The sequence below is a fragment of the Fulvivirga maritima genome, from assembly GCF_021389955.1.
Classification (GTDB): domain Bacteria; phylum Bacteroidota; class Bacteroidia; order Cytophagales; family Cyclobacteriaceae; genus Fulvivirga; species Fulvivirga maritima.
Window position 1 is genome coordinate 5,538,588 of sequence record NZ_CP089980.1, and the last position, 18,986, is coordinate 5,557,573.

The following is an 18,986-nucleotide window of genomic DNA, read 5'->3' on the forward strand; positions in this document are numbered from 1 at the left end:
AGTAATCTCGGGACTATGGAATGCAGGCAGTGGCTTCTTAAAGCCAGCAGATCTTTGAAAAGCCTATGCTAATTCAATACATAGATCTTTCCTTTCGTCAAAATGACAATCGACTTTTTTTAAAATTATTGAGAGGAGGTCTTCAGAAAAACCGTCATTCCGGGCCGCAACGAAGTGAAGAGCCGGGATCTCACTGCTCAGGTAGTGATGGCTGATCAGCAAGATTCCTGATATCATTCCGCTATTGCTTCATGATTCAGGAATGACGCCCTATCCTATCTGGTGATTACGAGGAAGTTATGATGAAGTAATCTCGGAACTATGGAAAGCGGACTGCAATGGACTGTAGTAGTAACTTCGAGATTGCTTCATTCCGCTTCGCTGCATTCGCAATAACCAGTTCATTTTGGCCAATACGTTATCTTGCTGTACCGTCGTGAGGTGAAATAGGGTTGAAAAACAGGCTATCCTCAAGTCCTTAGTGGCAGTTCATTACTATGGAATGTTTCAGCGAGCGGAAGCCCTCGCAGCAAGAGAGAGTTTTTTGTTACTTTTTTGATCGATTGTAAAAAAGTAAGGAACCTCAGCTATGGAATGTAGGCAGTGGCTTCTTAAAGCCAGCAGATGTTTGAAAAGCCTATGCTTGATGAATATATAGATGTGTATTCAACATAAAAAAACCACCTTGTCTCCAAGGTGGCTCCTAATCAATTGCACAAGTATTTATTAAAGATTAATTATTTAGTTCCAAGGCCAGCTACCCCAAGCTTCGCAGTAGTTACCTTTATCGTTTTCGCCTAAGAAACTTCTATCTTCTCCTATGTAACTGGCATTCATAGTGTTCACTGGTTGGTAAACCAATTCACGCACGCCATTTTCATACATAGCTTGTAAGATACCGAAGTGTCCTAAATTTAATGAATGACCAAATTCATGCAAAACTACAGATTCAATATCTATAGCTCCTGGAGTAACACCTTCAGACCAGGCGAAACCATCGTTAAACCAAATTTCAGCAAATGCTTTATCTGTTTTTCCTCTGGTTGTACTGGTGGGATTACCATCTTCATCTACAAAAGTAAATGAAAAGGTTACCCCTAAGATGTTCTCAGCTCCTAACAAAAGCTCAAATATGTAAGATGGTAAATAACCTACTACAGAAATATCTACATAAGGACCATTGTCTGGTAAACCAAAACCTAGGATCTGACTTGGGTTACCCATATCTAAACTATATGGTACCTCATCTATAGCTACTGTGGTACAATATCCATCATTCTCCCATTTATCAAACATAGCAGAGTAAATAGGCTCTACATCTATACTTCCGTTAGCCACGGCATAAGGAGTAAATGAAGACCAATCGATATCATCCAAATCCCCGTCACCATTCCAGTCACGGCGAGTATCTCCAGGCACCCAGCGAGAGGGTATAGTACTTTGAAATTGACTGTCAAGAGTAGTCACTGAATCATAACGATCTACATATCTATATAGACTCACTTCTTCCACTTTTATATTTCCTTCTTTAAAAACGGTTTCGTTCATCATTATTTTGATTTCTTCTTCATCAGAAATCCCACTTTGTCTTGCGTTTTTAGGATGTGCTGACCGGTAGTCTAATAATTTTTGAGGTATAGTCAGGCTCAGTTGATCCTCACTTTTTACCATTTCCTGATCAGTATCCTTTGCTGATTCCGGCTCCTGGCACGATGCGAGTGCACATAATAATAGAGCCAATAAAATTAAGTTGTTTCTAGTTCTCATTTAAATACGGTTTAAGTCGATTAATATATTACTAAATACTTAGTGCAATATTATCTTCAATATAACCGGTTTATATTACAATTGAAAGAGAAATAATTAAAATAAAAGCTAAAATCACATAATACATTACCTTGATAGGTATATTTCAATGATATATTAGAATATCACTTTTTATTGACCCCTTTTAAGGCGTTATGATACTTTAATGGGGAGTAACCTGTCATCTGTTTAAACTTTCTATTAAAATAGGATAGGTTATTAAATCCAGACAAAAAGCAAATTTTAACAATGGTCATATCCTTGTTGAGCAGTAACCTACAGGCATGCCTTATTCTAATTTCATTGAGAAAATCGAAATACGTTTTTCGTGTTCTCTGTTTAAAAAATCTACAAAAAGCAGAAGGAACCATGTTGGCAATTTCGGCTACTTGCTCCAATGTTATCTTTTCGGCATAGTTCTCAAATGTAAATTGTATTACATCATTGAGTCTTTTACCATCATTTTCATCAATAGATTGTTTAATAATCTCCTGGTTGAGGAGCATCATATTTTCTTCATCAGCCAGCATATCAATTATGCTAAGCACCTGTATGAGTCTTTCTAAACCTTTTACCTGTAATAATCTCTCTATACCTCTACCTACCTTTTCTTTCAGATCTCCTTTTAATTTTATGCCCTGCTTAGCCGCCACAAAAAGATCCTGCACCAGCTGATAGTTTAACATAGCATTATCAGGCATCAGCTCGTCAAGAAAAACATAAATTACATCTGCCTCTATAAGATCAGTGTTTTCATAAAATGATTCATCATTCCTAAACACATGAGGCACATTAGATCCTATTATAAAAACATCTCCTTCTTCAAATTCCCCTATATGACCTCCTATTACAGCAGTGCCAAAGCTCTTCCTAATAAGAGTCAGCTGCAGCTCAGGGTGCTGGTGTAAAATATGATATATATGGCTCTCCTGATCATGTTGCACCATGATCATTTCAGCATTGTTTCTAGGTATCTTAAAGGGTAGAACTTTCATGAGAAATTGAATTTAGTTGTAATATATACCTATTTTAACTTATAAAAGCCACACCAAAGCTAATATAGTACCTTATTTAGTCAAAATACTGAAAAATTCCGGGCATAGATAAAACTACATTTGTAAAAAATTAATAACTAATCCGATAATAGATGAAAGTTACATGGACAGGGATTTATCCTGCAATAACTACCAAGTTTACCGACAACGACGAACTAGACTTACCTTTATTCGAAAAGAATCTTAAATTTCAACTAGAAGCAGGTATCGAAGGCTTGATCATAGGCGGAACTCTTGGAGAAGCCACTGCGCTTACTGATGAAGAAAAGAAAACGCTTATAAAATCTTCTCTGGAAACTGTAGGACACACCATACCTGTCCTTCTAAACATTGCGGAGCAAACTACAAAAGAAGCTATCCGTCAGGCGCAAATGGCCGAAGAGCACGGAGCACACGGGTTAATGTTACTCCCTCCTATGAGATATAAAGCTACTGATTATGAAACAGTAGAATATTTCAAAGCTGTAGCTAATGCCACTTCACTGCCTATCATGCTTTATAACAACCCTGTTGATTATAAAATATTGATCACTTTAGATATGCTAGATGAGCTCAAAGAATGCAGCAATATTCAGGCAATCAAAGAATCAACCAGAGACATCACCAACATCACTCGTATGAGAAATAAATTTGGTGATAGGTTTAAAATATTAGGTGGAGTAGATACCCTGGCTTTGGAAGCACTACTTATGGGTGCTGACGGTTTAGTAGCTGGTCTTGTTTGCGCTTTCCCTGAAGAAACAGTAGCCATTTACAAACTAGCAAAAGCTGGTCGTATAGAAGAGGCTTTAGAGATATACAGATGGTTCATGCCACTTTCTGAGTTAGATATAGATGCTCAGTTGGTACAAAATATTAAATTGGCAGAGGTATATACAGGCATAGGTTCTGAAAATGTAAGAGCTCCACGCCTTATACTAAGAGGTAAGCGTAGAGAAGAAGTGATCAAGGTAATAGAAGATAGCCTTGCTTGCAGACCTACCCTGCCTAATTACAAGAAAATAGAAATATAATTTAAAAAAATCAAATATGCACGGAAAAAACAGAATAGGATATAACCTTTTAGAGACCGAACTCGGCACTGTTAAAGCTTTTAGTCCTATCACTAAAGAATCCTTGCCTGAAAAATTCGATGTAGCCGGACAAGATGAAGTAAATGCGGCACTGGAGCAAGCCGAAAAGGCATTTGGTGCTTATAAATACGTCAGCGCAGCTAAGAAAGCTGATTTTCTTGATGCCATAGCTGATGAAATATTAGCCCTTGGAGATGCGCTTATAGAAAGAGCCTGCCTCGAGTCTGCATTACCAGAAGGACGCATAAGAGGAGAAAGAGGGAGAACCATGGGGCAGCTTAAAATGTTTGCCACACTACTTAGAGACGGCTCTTGGGTAGAAGCCAGTATAGAGCCTGCTATGCCAGACAGGGAACCTTTACCTCGTGCAGACTTGAGAAAAATGCTTAGACCTGTAGGGCCAGTAGTAGTTTTTACTGCCAGTAACTTTCCATTGGCATTCTCTACTGCAGGTGGAGATACCTCTTCGGCGCTGGCCGCAGGAAACCCTGTGATCGTAAAAGCTCACGAATCTCATTTAGGTACTAACGAGATGGTTTCTGATGCCATAGCCCGAGCTGCAGAAAAAACAGGAATGCCTGACGGTGTTTTCAGTAGCCTTACAGGAAATGGATATGAAATAGGTAAGCAATTAGTGCAACACCCTAAAGCTAAATCTGTAGCCTTTACAGGTTCATTCAAAGGGGGTAAAGCGCTATATGACCTGGCTAACGAAAGAGAAAACCCCATTCCGGTATTTGCAGAAATGGGAAGCATCAACCCTGTTTTTGTAATGCCAGATAAAGTAGCAGCTGATCCTGAAGGTTTAGCTAAAGCTACAGCGGGCTCTATTAACATGGGTGTAGGTCAGTTTTGTACTAATCCAGGCCTTATCATAGGTATTGAGTCAGATGCACTCAGCACTTACATTAGCACCCTAGCCAAAGAAACCGAAAGCATGCAAGCTACTGCTATGTTAAATAGCGGCATAGCTAAAGCTTATAAAGCTGGAGCCGAAAATGCCGGTTCTCAGAATGGAGTACAAGTATTAGCTAAAGGAGCTGAAGCAGAAGAAGGCCTGGAAGGGCAGTCTACTGTGGCCACCGTTTCGGCAGCTGACTTCTTGAAAAACCCTGAACTACAGCACGAAGTTTTCGGACCATTTTCATTAGTAGTAACCTGCGCTGATAGTGCTGAAGTAGAAAAAGTAATTGCTTCTTTATCAGGACAGCTTACCACTACCTTCTTAGCTACAGAGAAAGATGTGGCTGAGTTTGATCAAATTATTAAAGATGCCTCTGAACTATGTGGAAGACTTATCTTCAATAGCTTCCCTACTGGCGTAGAAGTGTGTCATAGTATGCAGCACGGTGGTCCGTACCCTGCGGCTACTGATTCTCGCTTTACCTCTGTAGGTACTGGAGCCATCAAAAGATTTGTAAGACCAGTTTGCTATCAGGATGCCCCTAAAAGCATTCTTCCTGAAGAGCTTCATGATGATAATCCTCTTGATATATGGAGGTTAGTCAATGGCGCTTGGACTAAGGACAAAATAGCATGATAAAATATAGGTTTTGATAATGAGTGATAGCTGGGTATAATAAGGTTGAAATTTCTTTGTCATCTGCCAAATAGCTATCACTCTTTTTTTTAATTATTGACATTAACACCCCGTTAAAATTAAATGGCAGTAAGTGAATTCATCTGCATTGATGCTCATACCTGCGGCAACCCGGTAAGGGTGGTAAAAACAGGCGGCCCTCAGCTAGAGGGCTCTACTATGAGCGAAAAAAAGACAACATTTCCTGAAGGAATATGACTGGATAAGAAAAGGACTCATGTTTGAGCCAAGAGGCCATGATATGATGTCTGGAAGCATCCTCTACCCTCCTGCTGATCCTCAAAATGACTCAGGTGTATTGTTTATTGAAACCAGTGGCTGCCTGCCTATGTGTGGCCATGGCACTATTGGTACAGTAACCATAGCTATAGAACAAGGCCTTATTATACCTAAAACTCCTGGCAGACTGCGTTTAGAAACCCCCGCCGGATTAGTTTTGGTAGAATATCAGCAGACAGGAAAGAAGGTAGACTGGGTAAGACTTACCAATGTAAAATCATATCTGGCAGCACAAAACCTCACTATAGAAGCCCCAGACCTAGGCACACTAACCTTTGATGTAGCCTATGGTGGTAATTTTTATGCTATTGTAGATGAACAGGAAAATTTTTTAGGAGTACATAATTACGCAGCTGCAGAGCTCATACGCTGGAGTTTGGTAATCAGGAAAATGATCAACGAAAAATACACTTTTGTTCATCCTGAAGACGAAACGATAAGAGGCCTATCACACATGCTCTGGACTGGTGCTCCCTTAGACGCTAAAAGTACAGCTCGTAATGCTGTGTTTTATGGAGACAAGGCCATAGACAGATCACCATGTGGCACGGGCACCTCTGCCCGTATGTCACAGTGGTACGCTAAAGGCCTTCTTCAAAAAGGAGAAGAATTTATCCATGAAAGCTACATCGGCTCACAATTTATAGGAAGAATAGAAGAAGAGACCGAAATAGACGGCAAGCCAGCAATCATCCCCAGCATACAAGGTTGGGCAAGAGTTACTGGCTTTAACACCATCCTTATAGATGATGATGATCCATACGCCTTTGGATTCCAGGTTATTTGATAAATAAGAAATGAAAAAGAAAGTTGCCATAGTCGGAGCCGGTATGATCGGGCTCTGCAGCGCTTATTACTTGCGCAAAAAAGGTCATGAAGTAATAGTTATAGATGATCACGATGGTTATGGAGGAGCTTCTGTAGGTAATGCAGGCTTCCTATGCCCTAGCCACGTAGTCCCTCTCGCCTCTCCGGGTATTATTACCCAGGGTATCAAATGGATGCTAAACGAAAAAAGTCCTTTCTACATTAAACCCAGGTTAAACAAAGAGCTGATCTCCTGGGGACTTAAATTTAAAAAGGCGGCTACAGCCGAAAAAGTAAAAACAGCGGCTCCTTTTCTACACCAGATTACTACTGCCAGTCAAAAATTAGCTGAACAGCTGCTGGAAGATGAAAAAATTGATGCTGGCTATAATAGAAATGGCCTGCTTATGCTGTGCCAGTCAGAAAAAGAGCTACACCATGAGCAAGAGGCAGCAGATATAGCCAAAGGTTTTGGCCAAAGTGCCGAGATACTTACCCCAGAAGAAGTGGCTAAGCTCAACCCGGGCCTGGACCTCAACATCTGTGGCGCGGTATATTTCCCTAACGATACTATGATTAATCCACACATCTTCCTGAAAGAATTTCAGAAAGTGCTAAAAGCTGACGGCGTGGAGTTTATGTTCAATACTAAAATAAAAGCTTTTGAGAAAGAAAATGGTGAAGTCACCGGACTAGTCACCTCTTCTTCTACTATAAAAGCTGACGATTATGTTTTAGCTGCAGGCAGTGCAACCTCTCAGTTGTTAAGGTTACTGGGAGTGAGCCTGCCTATGGTGGGTGGTAAAGGCTATAGCTTTACCGTTAATAATCCTCCTGCCACGCCTAAAGTACCAGCTATTCTGGCCGACGGAAAAGTGTCTATGTCACCAATGATGGATGGCCTGCGTTTTTCTGGCACTATGGAAATCAATGATCTGAACAGCGCCATCAATCACAAAAGAGTGCAAGGTATAATAGATACAGTTACTTCATTTTTGCCACAGTTTAAAAAGAGTAATTTTACTGATATTAAACCCTGGTCTGGCTTCAGGCCGTGCTCTCCTGATGGGCTGCCTTATGTGGGTAAATCTAAAAAGTTTAGTAACCTTACTGTGGCTGCAGGCCATGCCATGCTAGGCATCACTCTTGGGCCGGTTACTGGTGATATTGTAGCTAAAATCATCAATGAAGAGCCTAGTGACATGGATTTATCTTTACTGGCAGTAGACAGATATAACTAAATTTAAAATCAAACAAACCGAATATTAAATGATATATAGAGCCATTACTTTCATCATTACCTGCTGCTTTCTTGTGGGGCAAGCACACGCACAGGATGACACGATCACCCTGGAAAAAATATTTTCAACAGCCGAATTTCGGTCTGATTATTCAGGGCAAAAAAGGTGGATAGATGAAGGTGATGGCTATACTATGCTTCAAAGAAATGAAGCCGGCACTGGCCTGGACATAGTAAAATATAATACGGCTACGGGTGATCAAACTGTACTCATTAGTGCTGCTTCTTTAATACCTAAAGGTGCCAGTGAACCTCTGCGTATTGAAAACTACGAGTGGTCTCATGATAAATCAAAGTTGCTTATCTACACTAACTCCAAGAGAGTATGGAGGCAAAATACAAAAGGAGATTACTGGGTTAAAGATCTGGAAACCGGCGCTCTAAACCAACTAGGTAAGGACTTGCCTGCTTCTTCACTTATGTTCGCGAAATTTTCACCTGACGATAGCCAGGTAGCTTATGTTAGTAAGCACAATCTATACACAGAAACTGTGGCTAATAATGAAGTAACGCAGCTTACTTTTGATGGAACCGAGAAAATAATCAACGGTACTTTTGACTGGGCTTATGAAGAAGAATTTGGCTGTAGAGATGGATTTAGATGGAGTCCTGACAGTAAAAAAATAGCCTATTGGCAACTAGACGCCAGCCCTATCAAAGACTTTTTAATGATCAACAATACTGATTCTTTATACTCTTATACCATTCCTATTCAATACCCTAAAGTAGGCATGGATAACTCCACTTGCAAAGTGGGTGTGCTTAGCCTTTCTGATAAAAAAACCACCTGGATGAAGGTAGGTGAAGACGAAAGCAATAACTACATCCCGCGTATGTACTGGGCTGATAATTCTGACCAAATACTTATTCAGCGACTGAACAGAAAGCAAAACATTAATACCGTAATGATGTGTAACGCAGCCAGCGGAGCATCTGAGGTTATTTATACTGATAAAGATGACACTTGGGTAAACGTAGTGGACGATCTACTATTCTTCAACAAAGGAAGAGATTTCACTTGGGTGAGTGAAAAAAATGGTTGGAACAGTGTTTACAAAGTCAGTAGAGATGGCAAAAAGGAGACTTTACTTACTCCCGGCACTTTTGATGTTATCAATATTGAACTTATTGATACCAAAAATGGCTGGATTTACTACAAAGCTTCTCCTGATAATGCCACCCAGAAATACCTGTATAGAAATAAGATTTCTTCCAACAAAAAATTTGAAAGACTCACTCCTAAAAACCAGCCCGGCACACACAGCTATGACATTAGCCCCAATGGAAAATGGGCTTTTCATACTTATTCTAAAGCAGGCATGCCTCCTGTAACTAATTTAGTTTCCTTACCTGATCATAAACAGGTACGCATGATAGTAGAAAACAAGGACCTGAAAAATACGCTAGCCAAACTCAACATCTCAGAACAGCAGTTTTTCACCATTGAAAAGGAAGGCATTTCATTTGATTATTACATGATCACACCTCCTGATTTTGACGAAAGCAAAAAATACCCCGTGCTATTCAATGTTTATGGAGAGCCTGCTGGCCAAACAGTACTTGATGCCTGGGGCGGCAGAAACTTCCTTTACCATCAGATGCTAGCACAGCAAGGTTACATTGTAATGAGCATAGATAACCGAGGTACACCAGCACCAAAAGGTAGAGAGTGGAGAAAAAGCATATATGCTAAACTGGGCGTAATTTCATCTAAAGACCAAGCCGATGTTACCAAACTGCTTATTGATAAATATTCGTTTATTGATAAAGACAGAATTGGCATCTGGGGCTGGAGTGGCGGCGGATCTATGACGCTCAATGCACTTTTCCGTTATCCTGAAATTTATAAAGCCGGCATCAGCGTAGCTCCTGTTGCGGACATTCATCTTTATGACAATATTTATCAGGAAAGATATTGTGGATTGTTAACCGAAAAAGCTGAGGAATACATCCAGAGTTCACCAGTAAACTTCGCTAAAAACCTGGAAGGAAAGCTTTTATTGGTTCATGGTACAGGAGATGACAATGTTCATTATCAAAACTCAGAAGTGCTTATTAATAAACTCATTAAACAAAATAAAGTATTCTCTTTCATGTCTTACCCTAACCGATCTCATGGCATCTATGAGGGGTATAATACTTCAAGACATCTCTATGAAACCATGTTTAGTTTTATAAAAAGTAATTTGTAAAAAAAGAGGTTGTATATAAAATATCAAAACAGTTGAGATGTGATAAATTATGAATCAGTACCGATCTTCGACTCGCCTCAGTGAATCGGCTTTGTTACTTTTTGATCGATTGTAAAAAAGTAAAGAGCCTAAGCGATGGAACACAGGCACTAGATGATCCAAATGGATTGGTATTTGAAAAGTCTTACTTAAAAGAATAGATTAATGTATACCTTCAAACCAATGATTTGTCATTATTCTTGGTACGATTGAAACAAGTATTAGGTCTCAACATAACCTCAATTTAAGAAAGTCAATATAACTCAAAGCGCTTTACATTTTGTTTGCTTTGAAGCCGCAGAAACAAAAAAGCCCCGCAAGAATTAATCTTGCGGGGCTTTTGTATGTTGTATATTAGCTACAACCTCTTCTAATTTACACTAAGTGTTATTTTATCTGCACTTTTCTTTTCACATCAGTCACTGCATTCTTTATTTTAATAATATACATTCCTGACTTCATTTCTGCTCCACTTAGCAAGTCAAAACTATTAGTATTAGTTTGACCTTTATACACTTCTTTACCATAGATATCTACTACTGAAATATCTGTAGGCAAGGCATTTTTATTAGCAAATTCTACTTTTAGCACTCCACCTTCTGCTACTGGGTTAGGATATACCATCAGGTCAGCATCGGTAGCAGCTTGTGCCACTTCCATATCTGAAACCGGAGGATTAGAATGGAAGCAGTATTCTGCCCAGTCAATACCTGTTTGAGTTTCTACACTACCCGATCTGGCAGAAGAATTAACGCTATTAAATCTATACCATCTGGTATAAGGACTAGCAGCACCAGACACCCCTGACACTAATTGTAAGCGATAATCAAAATGCGCAGTTCTTGTAGATTCACCTTCATAAATATAATCAGTGTTAGTAACTACAGCTATAACCACTCCATTAATAGAAGGCTGATCAAGCTTTAAGCTTACAGGGCCGCTCTCTACTAAAGCACTGTATACTGGCTCACCACTTGTGTTTCTGTATACCAACTGGCAAGTCATATTTTCTCCTATTGGCTGGAAATTAACCGCTACAGAATCGCCTGTTACTGTTAAAGGAATCTGGTTAGCACCTGACCAACCCGGAGTAGTACGAGACTCAGGAGTAAGTAGACCTGAACCATTATTAGTAGTTTTAACATAAGGTGTAGCTACCCACACTTCAGGGTTCAACCAAGAAGGTTGCCATTCTGCGCCAATATTAGTTTGGAAGTTACCATCTATAAGATTAACAATAGCATTTCTCCACGGACCAAAATCTACCAAGGCTTGCTTGGCACGATATTCAGAAATCAGCCTTCTAATCTGAGCTTCTCCTATACCATCAGCCATACCTTCCAGCACTCGACCTTCACAGTATCTCCATATCCAGGGAATAGCACCATCACCAAGCGTAAGCCCTACAAAAGTGGGGAATGAAGTACTGTATTGATGTCCTCCTAAATAGGTTCTCCAGGTACAAATCTGCTGATTACCATCAAACATGTTTACACCTTCAGCAGAAGGTCCGCCAAAGCTACCATCTTGCAACCAGCCAGAATAACATTCTATAGGCATAAAAGGAGCTATAAAATCTGTACCATTAAGGAATCCCATTGAGCTGTAGTTCTGATTTCTTCTGGCATCGGCAGTTTGTTGTAACCACACGTTACCTCCTTCATGGAACCATGCTGACTGTTTTACACCAGGTAAATCAGCTAACAAAGCATGAATACCTTCATGAACCATAGCACTTTGTTGCGCCTCTTTATCAGGGTAAGTACAAGCAGGGTCAAAGCTATAAATAGGGTAATATGAAGCCAATACCATCGGCCAGCTCGTTCCATTATAGTAAATAGCACTTTGCCATCCGCCAAGGTCAGTATTAGAAGCATTATCAGTACAAAGCCCTGAACCATACAGGTATACTGCACTTCTGTAACCATTTTTAGCTCTCAAATCTGGTGGCCATCCCATTTCATCTCTGAAATAAGCAAAATCAGTATTCATTCTTTGTAATAAAGGAGTGATGGCTGCAGAAGTAACTAATGAATTAGCATTAGGTCCCCAGCGGAAAGTCCACCAGTCAGAAGATGATGTTCCAACTACCTGAGGGCAATCATCTAACACCTGCGTAGGTGTAGATAATGATGGAAACTCATCAGCAAAGTTATAACTGATATTAGGAGAATATTCAGGCCATTCGAAAGACTCACCGCTATTTGTGCTTACAGACACATAAAAAGAAGCGGAACTTGTAGTGCCACAACTGTTAGTATACACTGCAGTGTAAGTACCTGTAGCTCCCGAAGTAACGTTACTCACTACTGCCTGTCTGGTTGTAGAAGTATAACCCGCAGGACCAGACCAGCTCCAAGAGCCACCTGATGTTGGTTGAGGACCAAAGCGAATATCATCACCAGAAGCCACAGTAATATTAGTGCCAGAGCTCCAGCTGCCGCCATTTACCTGATAATAAGGAGTAATAGAAGTAGCAGGACATCCGCTGTTGCCTACATAACCAATAGCTCTCCACTCTAAAATACCAGTACTCTGACTAGTATTAGACATTGAAAGGCGTAGACGCGTGGTGGTTACATCATTTATGGAAAGTGTATTCCATGCATCTTTTACTCTTGGCACATTACCAAGACTCACCCATGATGATCCGTTCCAGTATTCTGCATAGGCAGTGGTTGGGGTTAATACCCCGCCCCCATCATCAAACCAATACACTTGAGTGGAAGTGAACGTTACATTTTCGGTCCAGTCATATTGTACCCACTGAATAGAGTTTGGGTTGTTCCAGTTTCCATAAGCACCTTGAGAGTTATCACTAGAACTAGACGGACTAGAGCCATCATTAATAGCTGAAAGCGTTTCCCAAGGCGATACATAGGAGGTAGAACTGGTGGCCGTAATGGCCATGTTAGTCTGAGCTTGCAAGCTCGAGCAAAATGCCAGAGCAAGACTCAATAAAAACAAGAATCTTAATTTTCTCATTTTAAAACAGTTTAAGTTGATTAAAAAATTATTGGATGGTACATAAGACCATATTTGGTAAGTACAAGTTATAAAGATCAGGTGGCAGCTTCCAGCACTTACCTTACAAGAAACAATGCTTTTTTAACCGACACCTTCTTTCTTTTATTATTTCAAAATACGCCAGTCACTGTTATACTCATATGAATTAAATGCAATACCCAAATAACCAGCAAGTTGACTGTATCTTTGATCAAATAACCTACATTTAACATTGGTTTAATTTTTTTCATATTATTTAAGACTATATTCGTATGAAGTAGATGCACAACCTAAACCTATGTTCAACCTAATCAGTGCAAAGGAAAACCTATGCATATGTGTTTCTATGCCGCGCTGATCACTAACTATTAAAATGAAAAATCTGAAATCATTCAAAACCAACCTTAACCATTTATTCGGTCTTTTTCTTATTGGTATTACCCTTTCATTGGGTGCCTGCCAAGAACAAGATCAGGTAGTACCACAAGCTGAACCAGTAGCTGTAGAAGCTGATCAGCAGGGAGACGTTCATGAAGAAAATGCACCTTTTCTACGACAACAAGAGAGTCTTGGCGGACATACTATAGAAAGGCATGTGGCAAAATCTGACTCATATTTGAGAAACCGTTTAAACACCAGTAACATTAGCGCAGCCAGTACATTCTATGAGCTCAACCAGGCAGGACAGGTAATTGTAAATGCAATTAATGCCAATAGTAACAGTATAAACAACTGGAAAAATGGCAGTAGCTCTAGAATTTCTTTTACTTACACACACCATAGAGCCATAGGCAAAATACTATATCGTGGTAGTAGCAGCCCAGTAGCTTCAAGCAGATTTTTGGTAGTATTGCAGAAAAAATCCAGTGCTCCTAATGGCTATTATGTATTAACTTCTTATCCGAATTAAATAAAAACCAAAATTACGGTTTAGAAATGCATATATCTGTATAAGAAGTAATTACAAAACATATTGAGGTGCTTACCATTCATTTTGTTGAGCACCTCAATAACACTAAACACCCCTACTCCATATACCTGAATTCGGCCTTTTTAATACATATGACCTTCGAACAAAAGTACCCTTTCACCTTTCAATTCTTTGCCAGCTACTTTCCCGAAGCCGACCTTGACGGCCTTACAGATCAGGAAGTAGTACATCAGTTCACACAGCAAAACCCACCAGAAGTAATTCAGCAAACCCTGGATGAGCTCCATCTACTCATAAATGACAACAGCTCCTGGCCAGAAGCTCTTAGCACCGCTAATCGCTACTTCCCGAACAACTCAGAAATTCAATCATGGCTAGAAATGATTAAGAATCAATTGATTGAGAGAACAAGCTAGATTTTGGAATGCAGCACTTCAATTGCCTACGAAGGACAGTTCGAGATTGCTACACTTCATTGCATTCGCAATAACCATTATAATTTTAAGTACCATAATCATTATCGTAATCCCGGACGTAACGGAGTGGAGAGCCGGGGTCTTAATGATCATGTAGTGCTAACTGAGCAGAGAGATTCCTGATATCATTCCGCTATGCTGCATGATTCAGGAATGACGCCATATCTTATCTGGTTATTACGAGGAAGGTATGACGAAGTAATCTCGTGACTATGGAATGCTGGCTACAATAGACTGTAGTAGTAACTTCGAGATTGTTTCATTCCGCTTCGCCGCATTTGCAATTACTAGTATAATTATAAGTTACTATAATCATTATCGTCATCCCGGCCGTAACGGAGTGAAGAGCCGGGATCTCGCTGATCAAGTACTGCTAAAGGAACAGTGAGGCGAGTTTCATACCGTGACGGAGACACTCGTGATTCTTTAGAAAGTTCGTAGTTGCAGACTACGAACAACTAGTTAGCTAAAACCAAAATAGGCACAAGTGGACATTTGCGCCAGTTTGGGTGCTGCACTTGCTAAAGGTCGCAATTCTTGAAATACGGTAATAGATCTAAAACTCTCAACGACGGCGTCACTAAAATCTTGTTAGGTTTCGTTTTATCTATAAAACAATACCATGACAATTCGGAAATAATCTGATATTCTTTTATATCTTCAGTTGCATAATAACCATCAGAGTCCACTTCAACTATTAGGTTATACTCTTTAAGAGTTTGCCTAACCTCTTCGTAGTTATATTCATAAAAATCAGAATAATGGAATGTGACTAAAAAAAAAACTTTCATCATTAACAATTGTATAGTGAAAGGGCATATCTTGGTTTTCAATCGGCCTGATAAAAGAACTTACAGATAATACATAGATATTGTCACACCCTTTATAGCTATACTGATGCTTAATAGTTACATAAACAGTATCTACTTTTAAGTCATTATCACTAATAATCGACTTCACATATCTAAGTGCAAGACTGTCAGCTTTATCTACAAAATATTGTTCATTAAGCTGCCCCTGAGATCTACAAGAACTTGAGACAAACATCGCTATTAAAAAGATGCTAAAAAGGACTGATTTTTTCTCCATTCCACAGGTTATATTCAAAAGTTATATGTCTCCCCAAAAACTGGTTCAAGGTAATAAGAAAATCTGGCGCAAACCCTCTTGTGCATCCAAATTATAAATTTGACTAATATTCCATTTGCTATACTTCTACCTTTTACTTCAAGAAATATGAAGGCTGCACTAGGTTCAAGCAATGTATAAGTTCTAGGCCATTTTTGAGATCGAAAAATAGAAATAGACAGCCAAAACCAAGAACACCCAGAAGCACTTGAAACATTCAAGAAACTATTGTCTTAGACTGTGATATTTTTGATAAGTATGATAAACATGATTTCAAAAGATTTTTATATGATTGATCATCCCCAGCTGGTTCAAGGTAATAAGAAAATCTGGCGCAAAACCGCTTGTGCCTCTAAATTATAAACTTGACTAAAAACCAACATCACACCGTCATCCCGGCCGCAACGAAGTGAAGAGCCGGGATCTTACTGATCAATACTACTAAGTGAACAGTGAGATTCCTGATATCATTCCGCTATGCTACATGATTCAGGAATGACGGCCTATCCTATCTGGTAATTACAAGGAAGGTATGACGAAGTAAGCTTAAAGCAATGGAATGTAGACTGCAATGAGCTGCATTTTATCATAGACATATACTTGTATATCAACCGTCACAAAACACACTATAAACAAAACCCTTAATTCGTATTATCTCAAAAATACCCACCGCACCTAATTGACTTAAAGAGATTATTTATTTAACTTATTATAGATTCCTTGTTCAACCCAAAACCCCAAGAAATCATTTGAAATACCTCATTTCAAAATCATTAATTACCTAAAACTAACATTATGATAAACTCATTTAAAAACTTTGCAAAAAGTTCAATTGCAATATTTTCTCTTTTAGTACTAACCACAAGTTGTAATGACAGTGACCAATCTGCACAATCAGATTCGGTAAAAGATTATAGCGGAGAAGAAATTTTCAATGCTATATTTTTCATGGAAGGTGAACTGGCTAACTCCATAGACGTGCTTAAGCCTGGCGTTGATCAGCTGCAAGCGGCTACTCAGGATGAGACCGTAGAAGTTGATTATCAATACTTCAAAACAGAGATCATGGGAACAATTCACGAATTGGATCCTCAGTTTTTCAGCAAATTTGCTGAGAACATGAAGTCTGAAAATCTATATGAAGTAGAGATGGGACTTAATAATGCTCGTCAGATGTTTAAAGCTGCCGGTTTAGCTTCTGAGTATGGAGACTATTTCAAAATTATGCAGGAGATAGACTCTAAAAAAGTGAATCTTAACGATTCACGTATTAAAAACCTAAACTTTAACAATGCTGAAGATGTAGAAAAGCTGGCTCAAATATTCAAAGAAGACTACGATATTGATTTTGCTAATTTTGACTCTACCGTAGGCAGAGGACAGTGTGTATTTGCCTTTGGCGCCTTAGCGGTAACAGCTGTAGTTGCTGGTAATGTGGCTGTAGTAGTAAATGCCGTATATGCTGGTAACGTGAACTGGTCAGTAAATTGGAAAATACCTATTTCTCCTGCAGATGATTTCAATGATGCCCTAGTGGCTCAGTTATCAGAAAAAAGTCTGAGCTGATTGATTTGGGTTAAGCAATGAATCATATATTGTGGTTTGGAATTATGCCTGTCGGCATTAATTCCTTTCCACTTTTTTCAAACTTAAAAAATCAATCATCATGAAACCTATTCCTAAACCTACCTCCTACCCCTTTATAAAATTCTTTTATCATTTAGCCAATGTCACTATACTATGAAGAAAAATATCTCGATTATTCTGATATGGAGCTTCTGGATATTTATGGCGTTAATGCTCACCCGAATATATAATACACCAGACTACAAGCTACCCTATCCCGTTAAAAAGCTTTCAATGTCCATGTTTCCTCAAGGTTGGGGCTTCTTCACCAGAAACCCACAAGAAGGAATTACAGAAGCCTACGCTATAGAAAATAATACACTTAAAAACATCACCATAAAAAATGCGTCTGCCCAAAATCTATTTGGTTTCTCCAGAAACGCCCGTTTTGTAAGTATAGATGTAGCTATTTTGCTTGAATACCTACCTGAAGATAAATGGACTTCCGGCAAGGGAGATTTTAAAGATCACCTACCCAAAGAAACTGTAAAAATTGAGGTGGATCGGTCTATCCAACATTTTCCTGATGGTGAATACCTTATTTATCGCTATGAGCCCATTTCATTTTTGTGGGCAGGCAAAAATCAGGAGCATTACAGGCCCTATAGAGTTATGCGTATAGCACTTAAATACACTAAACCTGACCCTTCATGAATACCTACGCAAAAAACGTTCATACCAATATCTACGGATTGGCCAGAGTCTCTCATGGCCTTAAGCCTACTGATCACCTTTTTGTTTTCAGACAACGGCAGAAGCTTTCCCAATGAACTATTCTCGCCGTCTCACGATACCCTCTCATGGAACTTCTTCGCTATCATGGGGCATAATAACCTTACTCTGTCAGTGGTTATTGCCTGCGTTATATTATTATGGGTTATTTCCGGATATTTACCACAGCTCAGCTGCTTGCTACACGCCTGGATAGCCATCAGCTACTTCAACGTGGCCCTGGTCATTGAAGGCGGAGATCAGATAGCTCAGATCTTAAGCATATTCATCATTCCTATTGCCATTACCGATCCAAGGCTCAATCACTGGTATGCACCAGACCAAACATTTTTCAAAAGGCCTGGCTTCTTTCTGCGCTACTTTGCTTACTCCAGCGCTCTGATTATACAATTGCAAATGAGCTTGCTGTACTTCTTTGCTTTTGTAGACAAGTTTGGTGTAGACGAGTGGAGAAATGGAACTGCATTTTATTACTGGTTTAACCACACTCCTTTCGGAGCAGATGATTGGCTCAGAAGCCTCTTTGGTTGGGTCGTAGCCGATCCGTTTTTAGGTAGAGTATTAGACTGGGGTGTATTAGCACTAGAAGCGGCTCTCTTTGCTGCCATTTTTATGGAGCAAAAGAAGAAAAGGCGAATGCTGTATGCGGCCATAATCTTTCACTTTGCCATCATTCTGGTACATGGACTAGGCTCTTTCTTCTTCGCCATGACTGCAGGACTCATTCTATACCTCCACCCGGTTGATCATGAGTTTTCCTGGTCTGCTATTGTTGATTCCATTAAAGGACTTAGAACAAAAAACCCAACATTGCTTATGACCAATAAGCTATCCCGAATACTCAGTAGGAGTAATCAGTGAGTTAAAAGAAGATACCAACAACGAAGTGAAGTGCAGGGATCTCACTGATCTGATAGTGCTAACAGAACAGTGAGA

The 18,986-nt window shown here is 39.5% G+C and carries 13 protein-coding genes and 1 pseudogene; 10 read left to right on the forward strand and 4 right to left on the reverse strand.

The genetic code is table 11. The annotated features are described in order from the left end of the window. Positions 1-741: 741 nt before the first annotated feature. The gene (locus LVD15_RS23260; RefSeq protein ID WP_233777583.1) at positions 742-1,767 is read right to left on the reverse strand and encodes a zinc metalloprotease; all 1,026 of its coding nucleotides are present in this window, start codon (positions 1,765-1,767) and stop codon (positions 742-744) included. A 164-nt stretch (positions 1,768-1,931) separates the two neighbouring features. Further along, on the reverse strand, positions 1,932-2,801 hold the full coding sequence (locus LVD15_RS23265) for an AraC family transcriptional regulator (protein WP_233777584.1): 870 nt from the start codon (positions 2,799-2,801) through the stop codon (positions 1,932-1,934). Positions 2,802-2,953: 152 nt separating this feature from the next. On the opposite strand from LVD15_RS23265, the gene LVD15_RS23270 reads away from it, so the two are divergent. The 5 genes and pseudogenes from LVD15_RS23270 to LVD15_RS23290 all read left to right on the forward strand — a co-directional run bounded on the left by LVD15_RS23270 (position 2,954) and on the right by LVD15_RS23290 (position 10,112). Continuing rightward, on the forward strand, positions 2,954-3,874 hold the full coding sequence (locus tag LVD15_RS23270; protein ID WP_233777585.1) for a dihydrodipicolinate synthase family protein: 921 nt from the start codon (positions 2,954-2,956) through the stop codon (positions 3,872-3,874). Positions 3,875-3,890: 16 nt separating this feature from the next. Then, complete coding sequence (locus LVD15_RS23275) at positions 3,891-5,474, forward strand: aldehyde dehydrogenase (NADP(+)) (RefSeq protein ID WP_233777586.1); 1,584 nt, start codon at positions 3,891-3,893, stop codon at positions 5,472-5,474. Between the two features lie 123 nt (positions 5,475-5,597). Continuing rightward, a pseudogene (locus tag LVD15_RS23280) lies at positions 5,598-6,600 on the forward strand (4-hydroxyproline epimerase). A gap of 10 nt (positions 6,601-6,610) precedes the next feature. Then, positions 6,611-7,861, forward strand: coding sequence for an NAD(P)/FAD-dependent oxidoreductase (locus LVD15_RS23285; protein ID WP_233777587.1), 1,251 nt, complete (start codon positions 6,611-6,613; stop codon positions 7,859-7,861). Between the two features lie 28 nt (positions 7,862-7,889). Beyond that, positions 7,890-10,112 (forward strand): S9 family peptidase, encoded by a 2,223-nt coding sequence (locus LVD15_RS23290; RefSeq protein WP_233777588.1) that lies wholly within the window; start codon positions 7,890-7,892, stop codon positions 10,110-10,112. A gap of 426 nt (positions 10,113-10,538) precedes the next feature. Here the strand turns inward: LVD15_RS23290 and LVD15_RS23295 are convergent, their stop codons facing one another. After that, positions 10,539-13,136 carry a T9SS type A sorting domain-containing protein gene (locus tag LVD15_RS23295; protein ID WP_233777589.1) on the reverse strand — a complete coding sequence of 866 codons (2,598 nt, stop codon included), beginning with the start codon at positions 13,134-13,136 and terminating at the stop codon, positions 10,539-10,541. A gap of 394 nt (positions 13,137-13,530) precedes the next feature. Here LVD15_RS23295 and LVD15_RS23300 point away from each other — a divergent pair, with 394 nt between their 5' ends. After that, on the forward strand, positions 13,531-14,067 hold the full coding sequence (locus LVD15_RS23300) for an RNase A-like domain-containing protein (RefSeq protein ID WP_233777590.1): 537 nt from the start codon (positions 13,531-13,533) through the stop codon (positions 14,065-14,067). Between the two features lie 68 nt (positions 14,068-14,135). Continuing rightward, the gene (locus tag LVD15_RS23305) at positions 14,136-14,504 is read left to right on the forward strand and encodes a contact-dependent growth inhibition system immunity protein (RefSeq protein ID WP_233777591.1); all 369 of its coding nucleotides are present in this window, start codon (positions 14,136-14,138) and stop codon (positions 14,502-14,504) included. An 813-nt stretch (positions 14,505-15,317) separates the two neighbouring features. On the opposite strand, the gene LVD15_RS23310 is transcribed toward LVD15_RS23305, so the two are convergent. Then, a complete protein-coding gene (locus tag LVD15_RS23310) occupies positions 15,318-15,671 on the reverse strand; it encodes a hypothetical protein (protein ID WP_233777592.1) in 354 nt (117 codons plus the stop codon). Positions 15,672-16,487: 816 nt separating this feature from the next. Here LVD15_RS23310 and LVD15_RS23315 point away from each other — a divergent pair. The 3 genes from LVD15_RS23315 (at position 16,488) to LVD15_RS23325 (ending at position 18,911) form a co-directional block, all read left to right on the forward strand. Then, positions 16,488-17,258, forward strand: coding sequence for a sporulation delaying protein family toxin (locus LVD15_RS23315; protein WP_233777593.1), 771 nt, complete (start codon positions 16,488-16,490; stop codon positions 17,256-17,258). A 174-nt stretch (positions 17,259-17,432) separates the two neighbouring features. Continuing rightward, entirely contained in the window at positions 17,433-17,972 is a 540-nt protein-coding gene (locus tag LVD15_RS23320; protein ID WP_233777594.1) for an SdpA family antimicrobial peptide system protein, read from the forward strand. Between the two features lie 54 nt (positions 17,973-18,026). Next, complete coding sequence (locus tag LVD15_RS23325; protein ID WP_233777595.1) at positions 18,027-18,911, forward strand: HTTM domain-containing protein; 885 nt, start codon at positions 18,027-18,029, stop codon at positions 18,909-18,911. The last annotated feature ends 75 nt before the right edge of the window (positions 18,912-18,986 follow it).